This is a genomic window from Sporosarcina sp. FSL K6-1508, assembly GCF_038007465.1.
GTDB lineage: Bacteria > Bacillota > Bacilli > Bacillales_A > Planococcaceae > Sporosarcina > Sporosarcina psychrophila_B.
This window is the reverse complement of the sequence record NZ_JBBOXF010000001.1, coordinates 515,062-535,657: the sequence shown is the minus strand read 5'-3', so window position 1 is coordinate 535,657 and position 20,596 is coordinate 515,062. Positions and strand designations below refer to the sequence as shown.

The 20,596-nt window shown below is 42.6% G+C and carries 20 protein-coding genes; 15 read left to right on the top strand and 5 right to left on the bottom strand.

Annotated elements, in window-relative coordinates; translation table 11 throughout:
* The first annotated feature begins 36 nt into the window (after window positions 1-36).
* Both MKZ11_RS02300 and MKZ11_RS02295 read left to right on the top strand, forming a co-directional pair.
* On the top strand, window positions 37-648 hold the full coding sequence (locus tag MKZ11_RS02300; RefSeq protein ID WP_340792447.1) for a DedA family protein: 612 nt from the start codon (window positions 37-39) through the stop codon (window positions 646-648).
* A gap of 7 nt (window positions 649-655) precedes the next feature.
* Entirely contained in the window at window positions 656-1,483 is an 828-nt protein-coding gene (locus MKZ11_RS02295; protein ID WP_340792446.1) for an undecaprenyl-diphosphate phosphatase, read from the top strand.
* Window positions 1,484-1,580: 97 nt separating this feature from the next.
* Here MKZ11_RS02295 and MKZ11_RS02290 read toward each other — a convergent pair whose 3' ends face one another.
* Window positions 1,581-2,321, bottom strand: a complete 741-nt coding sequence (locus MKZ11_RS02290) for an IclR family transcriptional regulator (protein ID WP_340792445.1) — start codon at window positions 2,319-2,321, stop codon at window positions 1,581-1,583.
* 170 nt (window positions 2,322-2,491) lie between these two features.
* Between MKZ11_RS02290 and MKZ11_RS02285 the strand changes: the two genes are divergently transcribed.
* From MKZ11_RS02285 to MKZ11_RS02250, 8 genes are all read left to right on the top strand, one after another.
* A complete protein-coding gene (locus MKZ11_RS02285) occupies window positions 2,492-3,364 on the top strand; it encodes a dimethylarginine dimethylaminohydrolase family protein (protein ID WP_340792444.1) in 873 nt (290 codons plus the stop codon).
* A 17-nt stretch (window positions 3,365-3,381) separates the two neighbouring features.
* Window positions 3,382-4,143 (top strand): dimethylarginine dimethylaminohydrolase family protein, encoded by a 762-nt coding sequence (locus MKZ11_RS02280; protein WP_340792443.1) that lies wholly within the window; start codon window positions 3,382-3,384, stop codon window positions 4,141-4,143.
* Window positions 4,144-4,185: 42 nt separating this feature from the next.
* Window positions 4,186-5,604, top strand: a complete 1,419-nt coding sequence (locus MKZ11_RS02275) for an amino acid permease (protein WP_340792442.1) — start codon at window positions 4,186-4,188, stop codon at window positions 5,602-5,604.
* Window positions 5,605-5,616: 12 nt separating this feature from the next.
* Window positions 5,617-7,254, top strand: a complete 1,638-nt coding sequence (locus MKZ11_RS02270) for a M20/M25/M40 family metallo-hydrolase (protein WP_340792441.1) — start codon at window positions 5,617-5,619, stop codon at window positions 7,252-7,254.
* Between the two features lie 95 nt (window positions 7,255-7,349).
* Complete coding sequence (locus MKZ11_RS02265) at window positions 7,350-8,057, top strand: response regulator transcription factor (RefSeq protein ID WP_340792440.1); 708 nt, start codon at window positions 7,350-7,352, stop codon at window positions 8,055-8,057.
* Window positions 8,047-9,408: a sensor histidine kinase gene (locus MKZ11_RS02260; protein ID WP_340792439.1), complete on the top strand. Its 1,362-nt coding sequence runs from the start codon at window positions 8,047-8,049 to the stop codon at window positions 9,406-9,408. The genes MKZ11_RS02265 and MKZ11_RS02260 overlap by 11 nt, the downstream gene beginning before the upstream one ends.
* Window positions 9,409-9,446: 38 nt before the next feature.
* Window positions 9,447-10,142, top strand: a complete 696-nt coding sequence (locus tag MKZ11_RS02255; protein WP_340792438.1) for a PepSY domain-containing protein — start codon at window positions 9,447-9,449, stop codon at window positions 10,140-10,142.
* Between the two features lie 86 nt (window positions 10,143-10,228).
* Window positions 10,229-10,765 (top strand): PepSY domain-containing protein, encoded by a 537-nt coding sequence (locus MKZ11_RS02250; protein ID WP_340792437.1) that lies wholly within the window; start codon window positions 10,229-10,231, stop codon window positions 10,763-10,765.
* A 56-nt stretch (window positions 10,766-10,821) separates the two neighbouring features.
* On the opposite strand, the gene MKZ11_RS02245 is transcribed toward MKZ11_RS02250, so the two are convergent.
* The gene (locus tag MKZ11_RS02245; protein WP_340792436.1) at window positions 10,822-11,556 is read right to left on the bottom strand and encodes an MBL fold metallo-hydrolase; all 735 of its coding nucleotides are present in this window, start codon (window positions 11,554-11,556) and stop codon (window positions 10,822-10,824) included.
* Window positions 11,557-11,953: 397 nt separating this feature from the next.
* Between MKZ11_RS02245 and MKZ11_RS02240 the strand changes: the two genes are divergently transcribed.
* Window positions 11,954-12,874, top strand: a complete 921-nt coding sequence (locus MKZ11_RS02240) for a nuclease-related domain-containing protein (RefSeq protein WP_340792435.1) — start codon at window positions 11,954-11,956, stop codon at window positions 12,872-12,874.
* A gap of 172 nt (window positions 12,875-13,046) precedes the next feature.
* On the opposite strand, the gene MKZ11_RS02235 is transcribed toward MKZ11_RS02240, so the two are convergent.
* From MKZ11_RS02235 to MKZ11_RS02225, 3 genes are read right to left on the bottom strand one after another with little or no spacing between them, the layout of a single operon-like run.
* Window positions 13,047-13,937, bottom strand: coding sequence for a glycine betaine ABC transporter substrate-binding protein (locus MKZ11_RS02235; protein WP_340792434.1), 891 nt, complete (start codon window positions 13,935-13,937; stop codon window positions 13,047-13,049).
* Between the two features lie 2 nt (window positions 13,938-13,939).
* Window positions 13,940-14,593 carry an ABC transporter permease gene (locus MKZ11_RS02230; protein ID WP_340792433.1) on the bottom strand — a complete coding sequence of 218 codons (654 nt, stop codon included), beginning with the start codon at window positions 14,591-14,593 and terminating at the stop codon, window positions 13,940-13,942.
* Window positions 14,590-15,720, bottom strand: coding sequence for a betaine/proline/choline family ABC transporter ATP-binding protein (locus tag MKZ11_RS02225; RefSeq protein ID WP_340792432.1), 1,131 nt, complete (start codon window positions 15,718-15,720; stop codon window positions 14,590-14,592). The genes MKZ11_RS02230 and MKZ11_RS02225 overlap by 4 nt, the downstream gene beginning before the upstream one ends.
* Before the next feature lie 248 nt (window positions 15,721-15,968).
* Here MKZ11_RS02225 and MKZ11_RS02220 point away from each other — a divergent pair, with 248 nt between their 5' ends.
* The 4 genes from MKZ11_RS02220 to MKZ11_RS02205 all read left to right on the top strand — a co-directional run bounded on the left by MKZ11_RS02220 (window position 15,969) and on the right by MKZ11_RS02205 (window position 20,536).
* Window positions 15,969-16,652 carry a response regulator transcription factor gene (locus MKZ11_RS02220; RefSeq protein ID WP_340796894.1) on the top strand — a complete coding sequence of 228 codons (684 nt, stop codon included), beginning with the start codon at window positions 15,969-15,971 and terminating at the stop codon, window positions 16,650-16,652.
* Window positions 16,653-16,691: 39 nt separating this feature from the next.
* A complete protein-coding gene (locus MKZ11_RS02215) occupies window positions 16,692-17,687 on the top strand; it encodes a sensor histidine kinase (protein ID WP_340792431.1) in 996 nt (331 codons plus the stop codon).
* A 103-nt stretch (window positions 17,688-17,790) separates the two neighbouring features.
* Entirely contained in the window at window positions 17,791-18,579 is a 789-nt protein-coding gene (locus MKZ11_RS02210; RefSeq protein WP_340792430.1) for an ABC transporter ATP-binding protein, read from the top strand.
* Window positions 18,557-20,536, top strand: coding sequence for an ABC transporter permease (locus MKZ11_RS02205; protein WP_340792429.1), 1,980 nt, complete (start codon window positions 18,557-18,559; stop codon window positions 20,534-20,536). The genes MKZ11_RS02210 and MKZ11_RS02205 overlap by 23 nt, the downstream gene beginning before the upstream one ends.
* Window positions 20,537-20,596: the final 60 nt, after the last annotated feature.

Here is a 20,596-nt window from a genome sequence, read left to right as displayed (position 1 = left end):
TGTATTTAGTAAAGTAATAGTTGGTGGAGGCGTAAGGTGGAAAATTGGATTACTGAATTTATGGGTCAGTTTGGTTACTTTGGTGTGTTTTTATTAATCATGATTGAGAACGTCTTTCCGCCTATCCCGTCTGAAGTCATATTGACATTTGGCGGATTCATGACGACCTATTCGGATATGACCCGGGTGGGTGTCATTATTGCAGCAACGGTGGGGTCGGTTATCGGGGCGATGATTTTATATAGCCTCGGGTTATTTCTAGATGTGGAGCGCCTCGAGAAAATTGTCGATCGGTGGGGCAGCGTTTTGCGTCTTACACGAAAAGACATCCGCAAAGCTGATGCATGGTTCGACAAATACGGTCCGTGGACAGTACTACTCTGCCGCCTTGTTCCCTTAATCCGGAGCCTTATTTCGATTCCGGCAGGCATGTCGAGTATGAATTTCCCGCTATTCCTTGTGCTTACAACAATCGGCAGTCTGATCTGGAACGCAGCACTTGTTACAATTGGTGCAGCAGTCGGTGACAACTGGGAATCGATTGTCCACTTTATGGATATCTATTCGAACATCGCGTATGCACTACTAGCCATTAGCGGTATAGCGGTATGTATCTGGTACATTCGCTTCCGTAGAAAGAGAGTGTAATTAACTTATGGAACTAATTGATTTGGTTAAAGCGTTAATACTTGGATTTGTTGAAGGAATGACAGAGTTTGCACCTGTTTCTTCGACAGGTCACTTGATCATTGTCGATGACATGTGGCTGAAAATAACAAATTTTCTTGGAGATCGATCGGCATTCACATTTAAGATTGTTATCCAACTGGGTTCGATATTAGCTGTTGTTATTGTCTTCTGGAAGCGTCTGTTCAGCTTGGTGGGCCTCTATAAGATTGAAGGCCAGAAAACGAACTCAAGTTTTAACTTATTGCACGTCATTGTTGGGATGTTGCCGGCAGTTATTGTGGGATTTGCACTTAAAGATCTGATTGATGAACAACTATCAGGTGTAGAAACGGTGATTTTTGCACTGGTTGCAGGTTCAATTTTAATGATTGTAGCTGATAAACTTGGTCCGAAAAAACCGTGGGTGAATACATTGGATCAAATTACATACAAGCAGGCATTTACAGTAGGTCTTGTCCAATGTCTATCCCTATGGCCAGGATTTTCACGTTCGGGTGCGACAATTTCGGGCGGTGTCCTGTTCGGCATGAATCATAAGACCGCGGCTGATTTCACTTTCATCATGGCGGTACCGATCATGATGGGTGCTAGTCTAGTGTCAGTTGCGAAAAACTGGGAAGAACTTTCGATGGATGACCTATCCTTTTATATCGTTGGATTCGTCAGTGCGTTCGTCTTCGCACTTATCTCAATTCGTTTCTTCTTAAAGCTAATCTCACGTGTTAAGCTTGTACCGTTTGCAATTTATCGACTTATATTAGCAGCTGTATTAGCGTTTATTGTATTTTTATAAGAAATTGAAACGACTCCTGCATGGTGATGTGCGGGAGTCTTTTTTTGTACCTTTATAATAGAGCCTAAAGTTATTAGAGTTCCTTCAAAAGTAGTAATCAATTATTATTAGAGCCTAATTTCTCAGAAATTCGTCTTCCTGTTTCCATAACCTTTTCAATAAGGAAATCCATCCGCTCTTCAGTGAGGTTAAAACTGACAAAACCTATACTAATTGCCCCCACAACTTCCCCAAGACCGTCAAGAATGGCCACCGCGACAGAAGAAGTCCCTTCCGTTCTCTCACCATGGCTCGTTGCGTATCCTTGTTTTATAATTTTTTTTAGCGTTACCTTAACCGGGGCCAATTGCTCTATAGGTAAAAGTTTTTGCAAAATAGCTATGGCCTTGGAAGACGGCATGTTAGCAAGCATCGCTTTATTCGCTGCACCGATATGCATGGGAATACGCAAACCCAGTTGGTCATAAATCCGGATGGTATTGTTTTGGCTATCTATTCTTTCCAATATGATTGCTTCCAATCCTGCTGGACGACTAAGATAAACACTTTCATCGACTTCATGGCTTAACCGCTCCAGTTCGGGTCTGACTTTACTGATGTAATCCATCGAATCATACACTTGCAAACCGTATTCCAACCAAATCGTTCCAAGTCGATAGCATTTCGTACGCTCATCCTGCTCTACCATCCCTTGTTTTATCATCGCTTTCAGCAATCTGTGCATTGTGCTGAGAGGTAAATCGCATTGCTTGGAAAGGTCAGAAATAGATACGCCACTTTCTGCTGTTTGCATTGCAAGGGTTTTGGCCACGATCATGGCACGGTCAATTGATTGCATATAAAAATACCACCTATCATTTAAATGACTACAGAACCTTCATTATCTAAAGAAAAAAGTTTAAATTATTCTAAATACATTGACATTGTATCATAAAGAGAATATATTTTACATATAAACTTTCCATTCTTCGGAAACGTTTTCCACTAGTCGGAAAAGGGTGAAGTGAAATGACGTATTGTTCATCAATGTACAGACCATTAAAACGAGTGATTGTAAAGCATCCAAATGATGCCTTTCGCAATCAAAATCATCTAGAAGAAAAATGGAAAATATTTAATTACCTTGAAGAACCAATTTTCGAAGAAGCGGTTCACGAATTCTCGGATTTTATAGCAATTCTTGAAAAACATGTTCCACAGATTGATTATTTGCCAATATCGAACGAAGTAGGAATGGATTCGTTGTATGCACATGACCCGGTGAAGTTTACGCCTGCAGGTGCAATTATTTTGAAATCTGGAAAAGAGCTTAGACAGCCTGAAGCCGCAGTGTATAAAGAATTCCTTAAGGAAAAAAACATTCCAATTGTTGGCGAATTAACAGGAGACGCAGTTTCAGACGGCGGTGATATTATTTGGTTGGACGATAGGACGCTTGTTGTAGGCCGCGGGTATCGCACGAATGATGAAGCAATCCGACAACTGAAAAAAATGACAATGCCCTTCGTTGACGAATTTATCATCGTTCAACTTCCGCATGACCAAGGAGAAGCAGAATGTCTACACCTTATGTCGTTTATCAGTATGGTTGATCGCGATTTAGCTGTTGTGCACTCACGCCTAATGCCGGTATTTTTTCGTCAGTTGCTCATTGAACGGGGAATCCAGCTTATTGAAGTACCCGAGGACGAATATCACAATCTTGGTTGTAATGTATTGGCACTTGCGCCGCGGGTTTGTGTAATAGTGAATGGAAACGCTTCCACTAAACAGCAACTTCTCGACGCTGGGGCCACAGTTTATGAATACAAAGGTGAAGAAATAAGCGTGAAAGGGACGGGCGGGCCTACATGTCTGACGAGTCCCGTCATAAGAAACTAAAAAATGGGGGAATGGATATGTTTAAAAATGTAATAGTAAAAACACCGGGGAAAAGTTATTTAAACGGTTTAACAACATCAGATCTTGGAAAACCGGATTATGAAAAACTACTCGTACAACATAAGAGTTATATAGAAGCCTTAAAAAAGTGTGGCGTTACAGTTACTAATCTGCCAGCAAGTGAAGAATTTCCAGATTCCACATTTGTGGAAGATGCGGCTGTGTTGACATCTGATTTTGCAGTCATTACAAACCCGGGAGCAGACTCCCGTAATGGAGAAATCAAAGAAATCGAAGCTACCCTAAAAGAGTTTTACGAGAAATTGCGTTATATAAAATCGCCTGGGACGCTTGATGGTGGCGATATTCTACAAGCGGAGAACCAATTCTATATTGGGATTTCAGAACGGACGAATGAAGAAGGCGCACTTCAATTAAAAGGTATTTTGGAACAAGAAGGGTTTATAGCGACGATTATTCCGTTAAAAGAATTTTTCCATTTAAAAACCGGAATTGCTTATTTAGGAGATAACAAGATGGTCGTTGCAGGGGAATTCGTTGATCATCCAGCATTTGACTCATATGACAAAATCGTCATTGACAAGGAAGACGAATACTCTGCTAACTGTATTCGTGTCAATGATTATGTCATTATCCCAAGTGGATATGGAGAAACAAAGCGAAAGTTGAACGAAGCTGGCTATGAAACAATTGAACTGGAAATGTCTGAAGTGCAAAAACATGATGGGGGATTGAGCTGTCTGTCATTACGATTCTAAGCGCTATAGAAGAATGAAAGGGCAAACAGGGGAGGAAATGACATGCCGAACAAAGGGGAACAACCGCAAGACAATCTATTGAAGCGTTCCATGAAAAGTCGCCATCTGTTTATGTTATCTCTTGGAGGCGTTATCGGGACAGGTTTGTTCCTGAATGCCGGTTACACAATTAATCAAGCCGGTGCAGGAGGAGCTCTGCTTGGTTATTTATTCGGTGGTCTAATTTTGTATATGGTTATGGTCTGTCTTGGGGAACTGGCTGTCCATATGCCGGTGACGGGCTCTTTCCAGACATATGCAACGCGGTATATCAGTCCTTCGGCAGGCTTTTCACTTGGCTGGATGTATTTTGTAGGTTCAGCGGCCACTGCGGGAGTAGAATTTACTGCTGCTGGAATTCTTATGCAACATTGGTTCCCAAATGTCCCTATTTGGATTTGGTGTTTGGTATTTATGGTTCTTCTATTCTCTTTGAACGCTTTGTCGACAAGAGGCTTTGCAGAAGCTGAATTCTGGTTTGCAGGTATTAAAGTTCTTGCAGTTATTCTGTTTCTAGTTATTGGATTTGCTGCGATCTTTGGTTTTATTCCGATGGAAGATCGTGCAACACCATTTTTAGCAAACTTAGCCCCTACTGGGTTATTTCCTGCCGGCATCGCGATTGTGTTTGTAACAATGATGAATGTCATTTTCTCCTATCAAGGCTCGGAGCTGGTTGGAATTGCGGCAGGGGAAACTGAAAATCCTGAAAAGAACATTCCGAAAGCCATTAGAACTATAATTTTTCGAATAATAATTTTCTATATTGCTTCAATTATCGTCTTATCTGCCATTTTCCCGGCATCCGAACTTGGTTTGCTCGCTAGTCCTTTTGTGACATTAATGGAAATTGCCGGTGTCCCATACGCGGCGGGCATTATGAACTTTGTCATTTTGACGGCGATTTTGTCGGTCGGAAATTCATGTCTATATGCGTCAACACGTCTTCTATGGGCAATGTCAAATGAAGGGATGGCACCTAGGATGTTCGGGCGTCTTTCGAAACGGAGAGTTCCGCTTAATGCCCTAATCTTCACAATGTCATTCTCCCTTTTATCATTATTGACAAGTGTCATGGAAGCGGAAGCGGTGTTCGTTTTGCTCATGTCGATTGCAGGAATATCCGTTACAATTTCGTGGATGGGGATTGCAACATCCCAATTGATGTTCCGTCGTCACTATTTAAAAGCGGGTGGAAAGTTGGTAGATCTGAAATATAAAGTTCCCTTCTATCCCTATGTCCCGCTGTTTTGTGTCGCATTTTGTTTACTAATCCTTATCTTTCTGGCATTCGATCCAACTCAGCGCACGGGCCTCTACTATGGTATCGGATTCTTCGTGGCATGTATGCTGTTTTATAAGTTGAGGTTAGAAAAAAAGCACAAGGTTATTCTTGAAACTGAAGCGAAAACCATGAATTAAAGGAGAATTATTATGAACCAATTACGATGGGGGACGCCCTCTACACTTCGCGAATTGTTATGTGAACTCGTGAGCTGGGATAGCCGTACGTTAACCGAAGGGGAGAACACATTTGCTCCAAAGTTAGAGGCGAAATTAAATGAACTAACTTATTTCATAGATAATCCGCATCAGTTGGCGCTTCACGATGCAGGTCTCGGTCGTCAAGCCCTCACTGCTTTGTATAAGCATCCAGAAGCAACAGAAACTATTGTACTTATCAGTCACTTCGATACTGTTTGGACTGAAGAATACGGTGTCTTGGAACCATTTGCATTTTATCCGGAGATGCTGACAAAAATGTTATCTGAGCCCAAGCACAATGCTGATCTCCCGGAAGATGCCCGTATTGACCTGGAGACCGGGAATTACTTATTTGGCCGTGGTACGATGGATATGAAAATGGGGCTTGCCCTTCATATGCAGTTAATCGAAAAAGCGAGTGTCGAAAAGTGGCCGATCAATTTGTTGCTAACGACCGTCCCGGATGAAGAAGTGAACTCGGCGGGTATGCGTGCGGCAGTGAAAGAACTTGTCCGCATCCGCGAAGAACAAGGGCTGACGTATAAACTATTTTTAAATGGCGAACCTTCATTTTCTCAAAGTCCGACAGATATAGAAGAATATATCTACTCAGGAACTATCGGTAAAATAATGCCGGCAGCATTGTTTTATGGAAAAGAAACGCATGTCGGTGAGCCGCTCAAAGGTATGACAGCAAATTATATCGCTTCATTCTTGACGCAACGTATGGAATGGAATGAACTATTCCGCGAAACCGATCTGGGAGAAACTACGCCGTTACCGGTTTCATTGCAACAAAAAGATTTGAAATTGCAATACTCGACGCAAACGCCTTATCGTGCAGTTGCCCTTTATAATGTTTTTCTGTTTAAGCGCACTGCTGGAGAAGTGATGGATTTGTTCGAGCAAGTAGCAACTGAAGCGATGGATGCTTGCAATGATAGATATAAAGTTATTTGTGAACGTGAACAAGTGAAGGGTGTGGGGGAAGTAAGGGTATTCCGCTACGAGCAACTACTCGAATATGCCATTCAAAAATTGGGGCATGAGGAAGTTGAACGCTTGAAACAAGAAACGCTAGAAAACGCTGATTGGGATGACCGTGAAAAGTCACTTCGTATCGTCGACAATCTTATGATTCAATGCCAGGAACTTGCACCGGCAACTGTGCTTCTTTACGCACCGCCATACTATCCTGCAGTGAATTCGTCATCTGACCCGCTTGTTAAAAAGTCGATTGAGTTAATGAAGGATGCGGCGAAAGAATTGGGTAATAAAATTGGCCAAATGCATTACTTCAATGGTATCTGTGACCTCAGCTACGTTCAATACGAAGATGACGCAAACGGCTGGACTACATTTGAAAGTAACACACCGGTATGGGGCGACACATACAGCATTCCCTTTACTGAGATGGCTCAGCTGAAAGCGCCGGTACTAAATGTAGGTCCATTCGGAAAAGACGCTCATCAACGGACCGAACGATTACACGTCGACAGTGCTTTTGTCGAAATGCCCATTATGCTGGAAAAGCTAGTGAAGAGTATGTATATCGAGAATGAAAGTCTGGAAACATGCACAGGCTAAAATAACTGGAAAATGGAGACCTTCGGAAATAGTGAAGGTCTCTATTTTTTGTCTGAATCTGTTAAGATGAAAGAAAAAGTGGCAGGTGAATTGGTATGAAAGAGCAGATTTTAATCATCGAAGACGAAGAAAATATCGCACGTGTTCTTCAGCTTGAGCTTGAGTTTGAAGGATATGGAACGGGCATTGCTCATACAGGGCCAGACGGGCTTATTAAATATCGTGAACAACAGTGGGATCTCGTTCTGTTAGACCTTATGTTACCCGGATTGAATGGGCTAGACGTCTTACGGCGGATTCGAGCAACAGAAGTAGACACGCCTGTCATTTTGTTGACGGCGAAAAGCAATGTTGAAGATAAAGTAGCAGGGCTTGACTTGGGAGCAAACGATTATGTGACGAAACCTTTTGAAATCGACGAACTGCTTGCGAGGATTCGTTCGGCACTCAGATTCTCGAAACCTGTGGAGCCGGTAGAAGCTAAAGACGAACATCTCCTCGAGTACGCAGGTCTCTCGCTTCACGAGCAGACACGTGAAGTAAAAAGAAATGGGCGTTCCATCGAATTAACACCACGAGAGTTTGATCTTTTGCTTCATCTGCTGAAACATCCGAACCAAGTACTTTCACGCGAACAATTACTGGATGCCGTTTGGGGATTCGATTATTACGGTGATACAAATGTTGTGGACGTGTACATCAGATATGTCCGAAAGAAGATTGAACAAGGGGAAAAAAGGACCCTTATTCAGACCGTTCGGGGTGTTGGTTATGTATTAAAGGAACAAGCTAATGAGGCTTAAAACGAAAATCCATCTTTTTTCCACGCTGCTGATGCTCGTCATTTTAACATTGACAAACACGGGTATTTATTTTGTGTACGAAAAAATGGCATATGACACACAATACCATCAGCTGAAAACGCAATCGAATGAGCTTATTGCCTCTCTCAGCAAGATGACCGAAAAAAATGATCCAGCGACAGTGCTTCGCGCCTACATTCCTTCGAATGGAGCAGTTCGTATTCTCGATCCAACTGGCAAGGTAAAAGTAAGGACTCAAACGGCTGAAGGAATTGAGCGCTACAATCCTGAAATAGCTCCAAAAGAACACTATTCAATCGGCGAATTTGATAACACTCCCGTACTTTTTATGCGTGAACCGGTCATTTGGACAGACGGTAAAGTGGTTGAACTGCAAATGCTTCAACTTCTGGGTGATGTAAAACATAATTTAAATCTGCTTAAGCTAATTCTCCTCGGGGTGACCCTCATTGCGATGATTCCGATTACGGTTTCGAGCGCTGCGCTTGGCCGTATCGTTATACAACCCATCGATAATCTAATTAAAACGATGACACAAAGCCGCCGAACAGGGAAATACGAAAAAATCGATGTATCGGCTGAAGGGAAGGACGAAATGGCGCAGATGGGCCATGAGTTCAATGATATGATGGGACAGCTTGAGAGCAACTTTAAAAAGCAAGAACAGTTCGTTTCCAACGCTTCACACGAATTAAAAACACCACTCACAGTTATTGAAAGCTACGCTCGGCTTTTATCACGCCGGGGGTTTGATAACCGTTCAGTAGCAGAAGAGGCAGTCGAGGCTATTCTGAATGAATCAATTCGGATGAAGGATATGATTGAGCAAATGCTTCACTTGGCAAGAAATCAGGAACAAACCGCATTTAATTTCGCGGAAACTGATATTAATGTGTTAGTCGAAAAGACTTTACAACCGATGCGACAAGCATATACAAGAGATTTCATTTTTGAAGAAAATGGTCCGGCGGTCGCTGTAACAGACATGGATAAGCTCAGACAGCTTCTATTTATTTTGCTTGATAATGCACGGAAATATAGCGCCGGGGAAATTAAAACAGCTATTTCTGTATCAGAAACCGCCATTTCCATCGCCGTCATCGACTACGGTAATGGCATCCCTAAAGAAGCCCTCCCGCACCTTTTTGATCGTTTCTATCGGGTTCATGAAGACCGAAACCGAAAAACGGGTGGCACCGGACTTGGATTGGCAATTGCAAAGGAACTTGCAGACGGCCTTGGTGCGGAACTGAAAATCGAGAGTGTCGTTGGAATGGGGACGACATTTCGAATCATCATTCCCAAAAAACGAATTCTCACCGAATTTTAATGTTCCCATCGTATGATGAACGAGAGGAGGCAACTAGTATGCAATTTTTTAAAAAGTCTTGGTTCATTCCAACCCTGTTAACTATTGTTATTCTAACGGCGGGCGGATTATATATAGGTAGTTTAATTAACAAGAAGGCGCCAATAGCGGCTGATGAAATCCGGGCTCAGCTTGAGAGCATGTATGGTGGAACTGTCAATCAGATTGCCATGGAGGACGGTGTATATAAAGCGGAAATGAGCCGGAGTGGGGCGTCATATTCAGCTGAAATCGATGCAACGACGGGGAGTGTTATAGCACTCTTACAAACCGGTGAAAGGAAGGAAGTGGTTCCGCAAGTCCTTTCCGAGGCCGAGGTAAAGGGAATTATTGCGGAGAAGTATAGCGGGGAAGTTGAACGGATTTCATTGAATACAGGCGAAGAAGTCCCAGTTTATGAAGTGAAGCTGTCGAAAGACCCGAAGTTTACAAAAGTGACGGTTGACGCGATCACTGGGAAAACAATCTCCGAAAACGCAAAAGAAACAATAGGTGAAAACGTGTTAATTACGAAGGAAAAGGCAATCGCAATTGCACAGAAACAACTTAAAGGTGAAGTAGATGATGTATCGTATGAAAAAACGAATGACGGAGGCTATTACCTCATCGAAATTGAATCGGCTGACGACCGGGAAGGCACCTTCCAAATTCATGCTATTTCAGGAAAAGTGATGTCCGTCACATGGGATGATTGATTCTCATCGAATTCTAATAATCCTCACAATGTCCTCTCATGTTCAACAGGTAATATGAAGGTAATAACAAAAGGAGGAGATACAAGATGAAGAAATGGATGACTATCCCGGCATTGGCTGGTGTGCTTGTAATAGGTGGGGTTGCAATGGCTGGAAACACGGGACACAGTTTGGCAGCGACATCGAAAGATCTATTGACGATTGAAGAAGCTGAGGCGATTGCTGTAAAATCAGTCGATGGAAACGTGACGAAGATTGAATTGGACCGTGAACGTTCAGGCGATATTTATGAAGTTGAGGTTAAATCGGGCAGTGTTGAATATGATCTAGACATTGATGCAAAAACAGGAAAAGTATTACGCACGGATAAAGACAATGACAATGACGATGATTCTGATGATAAAGTCATCGTTACTGATGGTAAATTCATAACGGAAAAAGCTGCTGTCAAAATTGCGATGAAAGAAGCAAAAGGGACAGTGACGGACATTGAATTGGATAATGAAGATGGCCGTGTAATCTATGAAATCGAAATTAATGATGGCACATATGAATATGATTTCGACATCGACGCAATTTCAGGTAAAGTACTGAAGTTTGAAAAAGACCGCGATGACGATTGAAGTAAAGGGCTGTTCCTCAACAGCCCTTTTTCTATGGGGAAAATGATTTATCTCGTTTATATTTCGTATGTTTTTCCAACTTCAGCGAGTTCAGCTGGCCCATCATAGATAGCAACCGCCGCATCCAGAATTTCATTGATATTTCCGTGCAAGGGCAAGTGGGTCAGCACAAGTTGCTTCGCTCCGGCCAATTTCGCCAACTTACCAGCTTCACTGCCTGCCAGATGTCCCGGTGCCTTACCGAGGTGTTCTTCATACAAATTCGCCTCGCTGATTAACAAATCAGTACCGCGTGCGAAATCGACGAGTTCATCCCGCCATTCCGTATCTGCGGTGAGAGCGATGGAACGGTCGCCCACGGTGAATTTCATGGCTAGACAATAAACAGGATGTATGGTCCGGCAAAAAGATACGTCAAACGGGCCGATTTGAACAACCCTATCCTCAGTGATACCAATGCCCATTGTCTGATCTTGGTACGAAAGTTTTTCGAAATTCTCTTGATCCTCCATATGCCCATAAATCGGCAATGGGGGAGCTTGATTGCCTAAATAGAAATTAATGATCCTGCTGAATTGCAGGCTTCCAAGATCTGCAATATGGTCAGCATGATAATGGCTGATGACAACAGCGTCCAGCTTTTCTAACGGTAAATAATTTTGCAATGAGGAAAGAACGCCACTGCCGCAATCAATGAGGCAGTGAAAACCATCGTGTTCAATTAAAAAGGACGATGTGGCGCTATTCGCTTTCGGGTAACCGCCCCATATCCCGATAGGTGTTATTTTCATAGGATCATTCCTTCCGTTGGTTGATGTTAGTGTACCGTGAGATGAACTTTTTGAAAAGATTGGCGGGAAATTGGAGCTTCAAAGATAACTTCCAATTTATACGCTCTCTTCACTAGGTATCCGCTCAATTGTTCGAATATCATGATCGATTAAAGGATAGAGCGTACTATAGATTGTTTGAAGACGGTCATAAGATGCCTCGTGCCGGTCATAAACCGACGCATGGCGAGCATAATTTACCTAGAGATGGTCATAAAATCAAATAATTTAGATTTTTGTCCAATACTTTTTATTACTCTAGTTTCATTTATCTGAATATGGTAAGATTTTATCGAGTGGTCATCAAAAACTAGCAAGGAGGCTGAAGAAGTTCATTAGTAAGCAAAGAAAAGAACCATTGCTTCTTGAAGGATTGGGAGCGGCTATCAGACGCCTAACGCCAGAACAAAAAATGTCTTTACCTGTATTGGAGGCAAAGTATGCTGCAATGAAAGCTGGGTTCGGTGGAGAGCGGCAGTTGGATAAGGTTTTTGAAAACTATTCCTTTCCAATGAAGTATCGGGTTCTGCACGATTTATCCCTCACATCCAGCACTCACTTTCAAATAGACACGCTCTTCATCACCCCATCGTATGGAATCATATTTGAAGTGAAGAACATCGCGGGAGAACTTAAAGTAGTTAATAATCCACCTCAACTAATTCGCACACTGGATAATGGGGAAGTGAAAGGCTTCAATAGCCCCATCACGCAGGTGCAAAGTAATTGTGAGTTGCTACAGGACTGGTTCCACTCGCGAGATATTTCATTGCCGGTTTATGGCGCGGTAGTGCTGGCTTACTCGAAACAGCGTATTGAACTGTTTGATACGACAGTTCCATTCTTATTTCCGAACGCAATCCCCACTTATATTCGCCATCTACCTACAACCACCCCATTGTTGGACGATGCAGCGTTCACAAGACTGACGGATGAATTCATTGCCAGTCATCGCGAATTTATTCCGCCCCCAATCTGTTCGACTTATCCTACTATCCGAGACAAAATAATCCAAGGTGTTGCTTGCCCATCCTGTGGCTTTTTAGGAATGAAGAAATATATGAAGGGATGGCGTTGTACAGAGTGCGATAGGACAAGTATCGACGCGCATAAACAGGCAATTCGCGAGTGGTTCCTTCTTTATGGCGGGAAGATGATGAATAAAGATTGTCGTGACTTTTTACAAATTGAACGTCAAAGCGCGACACGCATTTTGCAAAGTATGGATTTGCGAAAAGAAGGTGAGAATCGAAACCGGACGTATTCAATGTTTAGTTAAAAGAGACAAGATATCTTAGGTCGGTCATAAACTCGTTCGTAGCGAGCATAATACCTCTTGAGACGGTCATAAACTCATCTATGGCGGTCATAACCCTTCGCGTGCCGAGCATAACGCCAAGATTCTCAAAAAAACGCACCCCTTGCATTCACAAGAGGTGCGTTTCTCCTATTTATTTCTTCTCAATTAACCCTGATTCAATAAGGAAGTCTTCTGCTACCTTTTCGACCATCATGCCGTCGTTATCGACTTTGCCGTTCATTTTTTGCATTGATTCTTCGTCAATCACGCCTTCAAGCATAATGAGCACTTCTTCGATTTCAGGGTACTCTTTAAGCGCTTCTTTGCGTACAAGCGGAAGGGCATGATATGGCGGGAAGTAGGATTTATCGTCTTCCAACACACGCAAGTCGTAATCCTGCAACTGACCGTCCGTTGTGTAGGAGTTGATAACATCTACTTCTTTGGCACCAATAGAACGGTACATAATACCGTGGTCCATCCCCTTGACGTCTTTGAATTTCAAGCCGTATTCCTTCTGGAAGCCTGGTAAGCCATCGGGACGGTCGATAAATTCGAAGACGGCACCTAATATGAAGTCCTCCGATACTTTTGCGAAGTCACTGAATGTCACAACGCCGAGTTCTTCGGCCCTTGATTCATCCAAGGCGAGCGTATAGGTGTTATTGAAACCAAACGTATTGAACGCAATCATGCCATCGCCATCGACAAGTCGTTTCGTTGCCTCTAGCGTTTCTTCTGCTGTGCCCGGGTCTTCATGATAATAGTTGACGACGATTGTCCCTGTGTAATCGGGAATAACGTCAATAAGTCCGTTTAACATTGCGTTCCAAACGACGTTGGAGCCGCCAAGATTTTCTTTATAAATGACTTCAATATCTGTTTTATCTTCAATCAATTGTCCCATGACATGTGACAATATGATACTTTCCGTATTGTTCCGTGAACCGAGTGTTAGTGACTCTTTTTCGATGAAAATACATCCAGACAGCATACTCACAATGAGTACTGTCGAAAATAGAATTAGGAATTTCTTTTTCATAGTTACTTCAATCCTTTCGGCGTTGTCCAGCGTTCAATCCCACTAAAGAGCGTTTCAAGGATTATCGCAAGGATTGCAGCCGGGATTGCCCCTAGCAAAATCAAACCGTCAATTCCACGTGTAATACCGAGGAAGATGAAATCACCAAGCCCGCCTGCTCCGATGAAGGCTGCAAGTGTTGCGGTACCGACGTTGATGACTGCTGCTGTACGGATACCGGCCATAATGACGGGAATCGCAAGTGGCAGTTCCACTTTTAACAGGACTTGCATGCTTGTCATACCCATCCCTTTTGCAGCCTCGGTTGTTGCTTTGTCGACATCTTTAATACCGGTGTACGTGTTTCGGATAATCGGTAATAAGGAATAGAGGAATAGGGCAGCGATTGCCGTTTTTACGCCGATTCCGAAAATCGGGATCATGAAACCGAGCAATGCAAGACTTGGAATCGTCTGCATAACGCCTGCTCCACCCAGTACGATTGTCGTGAGTTTCGGAACGCGCGTAATAATAATACCTAACGTAATACCGAGGACAATGGCGATAAGCATCGAGAAAAAGACAAGTTGAATATGGACTGATGTCGCTTCAAGCACTTCTCTCCACCGCATTTGAAATTGTTCGACGAGTTGTTGCCAAATATTTAAATTATTCATTGGATATCCCCCGTTTCTGTCCACTGGCTGGACATGGCGGACAACAGCGAACCTCGTGTAACGACGCCTACTAATTTTTGCGTTTTATCGACGACTGGGAGAATGCCGTAAGGTGCTTCATTCATCATAATAATAGCGTCTTTAGCTGTCGCAGTATCAAATAAAAATGGTTCCCGGGACACCATGATCTCTTCAATTATTTTAATGTCGTCTAATTTTTTAATTAGATCATGTGCAGATATAATTCCAACTAATTTATTGTCATCATCGACAACGATAAGGTTTGTAATTTTTCGCTGACGGATGAACGAAAGTGCTTTCTCAGGTGACCATTGAGGGAGAGCGGTGTAAACCGATTCTGACATGATGTCGATAACCGGCATGAGTTCGGGATTTTGGATAATCCGATGTTTTCCTATGAACTCTTCTACAAAGCCGTGGGCTGGTTCGTGAAGTAATTTCTCTGGGGTGTCCAACTGCAGAAGTTTGCCGTCTTTCATTATAGCGATGCGATCGCCCATTTTTAAAGCTTCATCCATATCATGAGTGACAAAAACAATGGTCTTTTTCAACTTCTTGTGCAAGGATAGAAATTCATTTTGAAGTTGTTCACGTGTTAGTGGATCGAGTGCACTGAAAGGCTCATCCATCAGAATAACATCCGGGTCTGCTGCAAGCGCTCTTGCGATACCGATACGTTGCTGTTGCCCGCCTGAAAGTTCTTTTGGATACCGGCTTGCATAAATTTCAGGATCAAGACCAACCAATTCAAGAAGTTCGTTGACGCGCGCCTTGATTTCTTTGTCATTCCAACCTTTCAGCTGGGGGACTATTGCAATGTTTTTTTCAATTGTATAGTGGGGGAAAAGCCCGATTTGCTGAATGACATACCCGATATTCCGGCGTAGTTCAGAGGCATTGTAGGAGTTGGTATCCTTACCGTTGATAGTGATTTTACCGCTTGTGTGGGGTTCCATTCTGTTAATCATTTTCATTGTTGTCGATTTTCCGGAACCACTTGGCCCAATGAGGACAAGAAACTCTCCTGATGGAATATCGAAACTGACAGATTTTACTGCTTGGAATCCGCCATCGAACACTTTGCTTACATTTTCAAATTTGAGCATGGTTACCTCCTTGTAGTTTTTTACTACGAATTTATTTCCGAATAGTAGATGAAAAAATCATTCGGAGTTAAAAAAAAGCAGACACTTTACGCTCCTGATAACGTTCGGAGCGATGTCTCACTCAATCAGTATAACATATTCTGGTTGGTTTTTCAGAACTTTTTTATTTACTTCCTCAGAAGTGTCCAAATTGCCTGTCTGTTGCGCCTTCCATTACAATGGATAATAGAAGGGAAGTGTATCGGGAAATGGATATGACAATCTTCGTCGTTGAAGACGATGTAGCAATTTTTGATTCACTGAAAGAGCGATTTGGACAATGGTCTTTCAATGTAAAAGGACCGAATGACTTTCATGATATTATGGTCGATTTTATAAATGAAAAACCACATCTCGTTATTATGGATATTCAGTTGCCGGCCTATGACGGTTTTCATTGGTGCCGCGAAATCCGGGCAATTTCAAAGGTGCCAATTATTTTCCTATCCTCTCGGGATCACCCGATGGATATGGTTATGGCAATGAATATGGGAGCGGATGATTATGTTCAGAAACCATTCCATTCAGATGTACTGCTTGCAAAAATCCAGGCGTTACTCAGACGGACATACGCATACGGTGAAGAGGCGCCGGATGTACTCGAATGGAATGGGGCGGTGATTGACATGAAGCGCGGTGTCATCCGTTTAGATGGCATTGAAGTCGAATTGACGAAAAATGAGTTTTACATATTGGCGGTACTTGTTCAATCAAATGACGAGATTGTCTCACGTGATGAGTTGATCCGTAAGTTATGGGATGACGAACGTTTTGTTAACGACAATACATTGACGGTGAACGTCACGCGCCTCCGTCAAAAGCTCACGGAACTGGCTCTTGGTGATGCAATCGTCACAAAAAAAGGACAGGGGTATATGGCGACTACGCTGTAGGAAGGAGCTTTTCGTTTGTTTAAAAGTTATCTGTTGGATATGAAAAGCTGGATAATTTTTTTTATAGCAGCACTCGGGTTTGCAGATATGCTTATTTGGCTTGATGGTGGAATCGATGTTGAATTTTCATCTGTTTTGTATTTTAATGTTTTGCTGATAAGTATGTTCTTCATTTTCTTCATATGGCGCTATTTCAAGGACATGAAGTTTATGAAGGCGTTGATTCCGCCCGATGGCGTAATTGAAGAAGATTGGCAAGAAGCGTTGCCGGAACCGCTATCAAAACGAGACACAATGACGAATAAGATGCTGCGGCAAGTTGCGGATGAATATACGAAAAGACTGTACGATTTAAAAGCAACTAATGTGATTGAAAGTGACTATACTGCTGCTTGGGTACATGAAGTGAAAGCGCCGCTGACTGCCATGAAGTTGGTGATTGAAGCAAATCGAAGTGAACCGGCATTGCAGAAAATCGAATTGGAGTGGCTACGTGTCCATTTGCTAATTGACCAACAGTTATACATTTCTCGTTTGCCTTCATTGGAATCGGATTATGTTGTAGAGAATAGCAACATTCATCAGCTCGTAGCTGCTGAAGTGCGCGAGCTTGCATCGTGGTGCAGGCAAAAAAATATAGCCATCGAATTTGAAGAAGACAGGGAAGTTGTTACGGATAGTAAGTGGTGTCGGTTCATCATCCGTCAAGTATTGACGAACGCCGTAAAATACAGCCCGGCTGGCGCAACGATTTGGATTACTACAAATGTGATGGCAAGTGGTAATGTGGTTCTGGCGATAAAAGACGAAGGACCTGGTATCCCATCACATGACCTGCCCCGGTTATTCGATAAAGGATTCACTGGCGGCACAGGAAGGCTACATAACGCAGCAACAGGTCTAGGGCTTTATCTCGCCAAGACAGTCGCCGACAAAATCGGCATCACCCTTACTGCACAATCGGAAATAGGACAAGGGACAACGATACAATTGACATTTACGATTGGAAATGAGTTCGACTCCGTACTAACGTGACGAATATGTAACATTGGCCGACCTGTTTGTCATGCAAATCAAACGACTACAAGGGACTACGCACGATAAGATAAGGACATCGCAAACAGGGAGGCAAATTATTATGAATGAAACACATACAATGAACAAAACAGTTTTGCATGCGCAAAACATCCGGAAATCCTATGGGTCACGCAACAATGTCCAACAAGTACTAAAAGGCATCGAACTTCGTGTCCATGAAGGTGAATTTGTTGGTATTATGGGCTCTTCGGGAGCAGGGAAGACCACATTGCTCAACGTTCTCGCAACGATTGATCGTACAACAGAGGGGTCTATCCTCATCGGAGATTCCGATATTTCGAAGATGAAAGACCGGGAACTTTCCGCGTTTCGTCGTGATAAGTTAGGGTTCATTTTCCAAGACTATAATTTGCTGGATACATTGACTGTAAAAGAAAACATCTTGCTACCTGTATCACTTGGTAAGATGAATAAAAAAGAAGCGGAAGCAGAGTTCACGGCAATCGCAGACATCCTTGGTATTAAAGAACTTGCAAACAAATACCCGCACGAAATTTCGGGTGGTCAAAAACAACGAACGTCAGCTGCGCGTGCGCTCATTAACAGGCCTTCCATGGTATTCGCAGATGAACCGACAGGCGCACTCGATTCCAAATCGGCATCTTCTTTACTAGGCACTTTGGAAGATGTTAATAACAAGCGAGGTGTCACAATCATGATGGTTACGCATGACCCGCTTGCATCCAGCTATTGCAGCCGCGTCGTCTTTTTGAAAGATGGCTCCATTTATACGGAATTGTATCGTGGCGATAAAACGAGACAAGCCTTCTTCCAGGAAATCCTGAAAGTTCAAGGCATTCTCGGGGGTGACAGCGTTGACACTATTTGACCTTGTTATCCGGAGTATGCGGAAAAATATTAAGCACTATTATCTCTATTTCTTTGCATTGATTTTCAGTGTCGTTCTGTATTTTGTGTTTGCAACGTTGCAATATGATTCAGCAGTTATTGAGCAAGCAAGTGATTCTATGAAGATGGATTCTGCATTCAAGGTGGCGGGTATTCTGGTTCTTTTCATTGCAGGCATATTCGTTATTTACGCCAATTCAATTTTCCTTCGGAGAAGAAGTCGTGAAATTGGACTGTATCAATTGATTGGATTGACGAAAGGGGCAGTTGCACGGCTCTTTATTATTGAAAATACACTCCTTGGTGCCGGAGCACTTATTATCGGAATTGGTATGGGGATGCTGTTATCCCGAGTGTTTTTATTGATACTCATGAAATTGGTTGGCTTCGACGGCATTGTAGAGCTGTCATTTTCGATGGCGGCTGTTTTACAGACAGCACTTGTATTCATTGTTATCATCGCACTTACATCGATTCAAATGGTCTTCAAGGTGTATCGGAGTACATTGCTTGCCCTATTCAATGCTGACAAAGAAGGGGAACAGCCGAAGAAACCGAAAAGTGGGCTGTCGGCACTACTTGCTTTACTTGGTATCGGATTGATCGTCTTTGGATATTGGCTATCGGCACATATGTTGAACGAATTGTTATTCTTTAATATGCTTGGCGTTTTATTTTCAACGATATTAGGAACCTATCTTCTATTCCGCGTGACAATCAGTTGGTTGTTCTATCAAGTACGAAAGAGCAAGCAAGGACATTTAGGACTTTCCAATAGTTTGTCACTTGCCTCACTCATGCACCGACTAAAAGGGAATGCGAACTCGCTCACCATCATTACAGTTCTATCTGCAATGACTTTAGCGATGCTTGCAGGTTCCTACTCGCTTTATTATTCAACGGAAAAAGAAACGCGCTACATGATGCCATTCGATTTTGCGTTTGAAGAAGGAGTGGCAACACCGCTTTCAGACAACGAAATATCGGCAGAGGACTTTGAGGTTGAGTTAAAAGAAAATGGAATTGATTACACAACTGGGACAATCGAATTACTCGGAGTGGAAGGAACTCATGAAAAAGGCATTTTCCCTACTTTTCTTGATATGAGGGAAGAAACTTTTAATGCCTATCTTGTAAATGCTAAGCAATTACAAAAAGCAGGTCTCGAAGTTGAAACGCCAAAAGATGGATCTGTCATTTTTCATAACGCTTCCATGTTGACTATGGCAAAAGATATAAAGATACCATTCGAGATGTATATTACAAGTGGTGAAACAGAAAGCATATTTACCGCTGTGAAATATGGTGAAGGAGACGTTGTGAACGCAGTTTGGGGATCTCAACTTGTAGTGAGTGATGCCGATTTTGAACAGTATAAAAGAACGATGAAACCAGAAAAAATAGTAGAGATGACCCCAGAGAGTATAGTAAGGAATGTCCGCGTTTTCAATGTAACAGACAAAGACCAACTTGCCATTGCATCTACTATCCGTAACCCAAATCAAGACACCATGTCGTCATATGGCACCGATTATTATTTGACGTATGTAAAATCCATGCAAAGTACTGGACTTCTCATCTTTATCGCTGGGTTTCTAGGGTTGGTGTTCTTAATTTCTACAGGCAGTATTTTGTATTTCAAACAAATGACTGAAGCTGAACAAGAGAAAAAAAGTTATGCAACACTTCGTCAACTTGGCTTTACAGTAAAAGACATTATGCGCGGGATTATACGCAAACAAGCATTTGTCTTTGGCTTGCCGCTACTGATTGGTCTATTGCATTCAGTCTTTGCGATAAAGGCGGCATCGTTCCTATTCATGTCCGACATTACAGTACCAACAACGATTGCGATGGGCCTTTATGCATTGATTTACCTCGTATTCGCTTTCTTGACAGTCGGCTATTATCGGAAAACGGTGAAAGCTGCACTGTAATTGATTTTAACTTTACGAATAGTTCTAATTTCGAAGTGGCACTCTTTCATGTAATAGTGG

Excerpts from the sequence above, each read along its gene's own strand:
- MKZ11_RS02230 (WP_340792433.1), bottom strand. The coding sequence starts at position 14,593 with ATGAATAATTTAAATATTTGGCAACAACTCGTCGAACAATTTCAAATG.
- MKZ11_RS02285 (WP_340792444.1), top strand. The coding sequence starts at position 2,492 with ATGACGTATTGTTCATCAATGTACAGACCATTAAAACGAGTGATTGTA.
- MKZ11_RS02275 (WP_340792442.1), top strand. The coding sequence starts at position 4,186 with ATGCCGAACAAAGGGGAACAACCGCAAGACAATCTATTGAAGCGTTCC.
- MKZ11_RS02255 (WP_340792438.1), top strand. The coding sequence starts at position 9,447 with ATGCAATTTTTTAAAAAGTCTTGGTTCATTCCAACCCTGTTAACTATT.
- MKZ11_RS02215 (WP_340792431.1), top strand. The coding sequence starts at position 16,692 with ATGAAAAGCTGGATAATTTTTTTTATAGCAGCACTCGGGTTTGCAGAT.
- MKZ11_RS02280 (WP_340792443.1), top strand. The coding sequence starts at position 3,382 with ATGTTTAAAAATGTAATAGTAAAAACACCGGGGAAAAGTTATTTAAAC.
- MKZ11_RS02295 (WP_340792446.1), top strand. The coding sequence starts at position 656 with ATGGAACTAATTGATTTGGTTAAAGCGTTAATACTTGGATTTGTTGAA.
- MKZ11_RS02210 (WP_340792430.1), top strand. The coding sequence starts at position 17,791 with ATGAATGAAACACATACAATGAACAAAACAGTTTTGCATGCGCAAAAC.
- MKZ11_RS02245 (WP_340792436.1), bottom strand. The coding sequence starts at position 11,556 with ATGAAAATAACACCTATCGGGATATGGGGCGGTTACCCGAAAGCGAAT.
- MKZ11_RS02220 (WP_340796894.1), top strand. The coding sequence starts at position 15,969 with ATGGATATGACAATCTTCGTCGTTGAAGACGATGTAGCAATTTTTGAT.
- MKZ11_RS02270 (WP_340792441.1), top strand. The coding sequence starts at position 5,617 with ATGAACCAATTACGATGGGGGACGCCCTCTACACTTCGCGAATTGTTA.
- MKZ11_RS02260 (WP_340792439.1), top strand. The coding sequence starts at position 8,047 with ATGAGGCTTAAAACGAAAATCCATCTTTTTTCCACGCTGCTGATGCTC.
- MKZ11_RS02250 (WP_340792437.1), top strand. The coding sequence starts at position 10,229 with ATGAAGAAATGGATGACTATCCCGGCATTGGCTGGTGTGCTTGTAATA.
- MKZ11_RS02235 (WP_340792434.1), bottom strand. The coding sequence starts at position 13,937 with ATGAAAAAGAAATTCCTAATTCTATTTTCGACAGTACTCATTGTGAGT.
- MKZ11_RS02290 (WP_340792445.1), bottom strand. The coding sequence starts at position 2,321 with ATGCAATCAATTGACCGTGCCATGATCGTGGCCAAAACCCTTGCAATG.
- MKZ11_RS02225 (WP_340792432.1), bottom strand. The coding sequence starts at position 15,720 with ATGCTCAAATTTGAAAATGTAAGCAAAGTGTTCGATGGCGGATTCCAA.
- MKZ11_RS02265 (WP_340792440.1), top strand. The coding sequence starts at position 7,350 with ATGAAAGAGCAGATTTTAATCATCGAAGACGAAGAAAATATCGCACGT.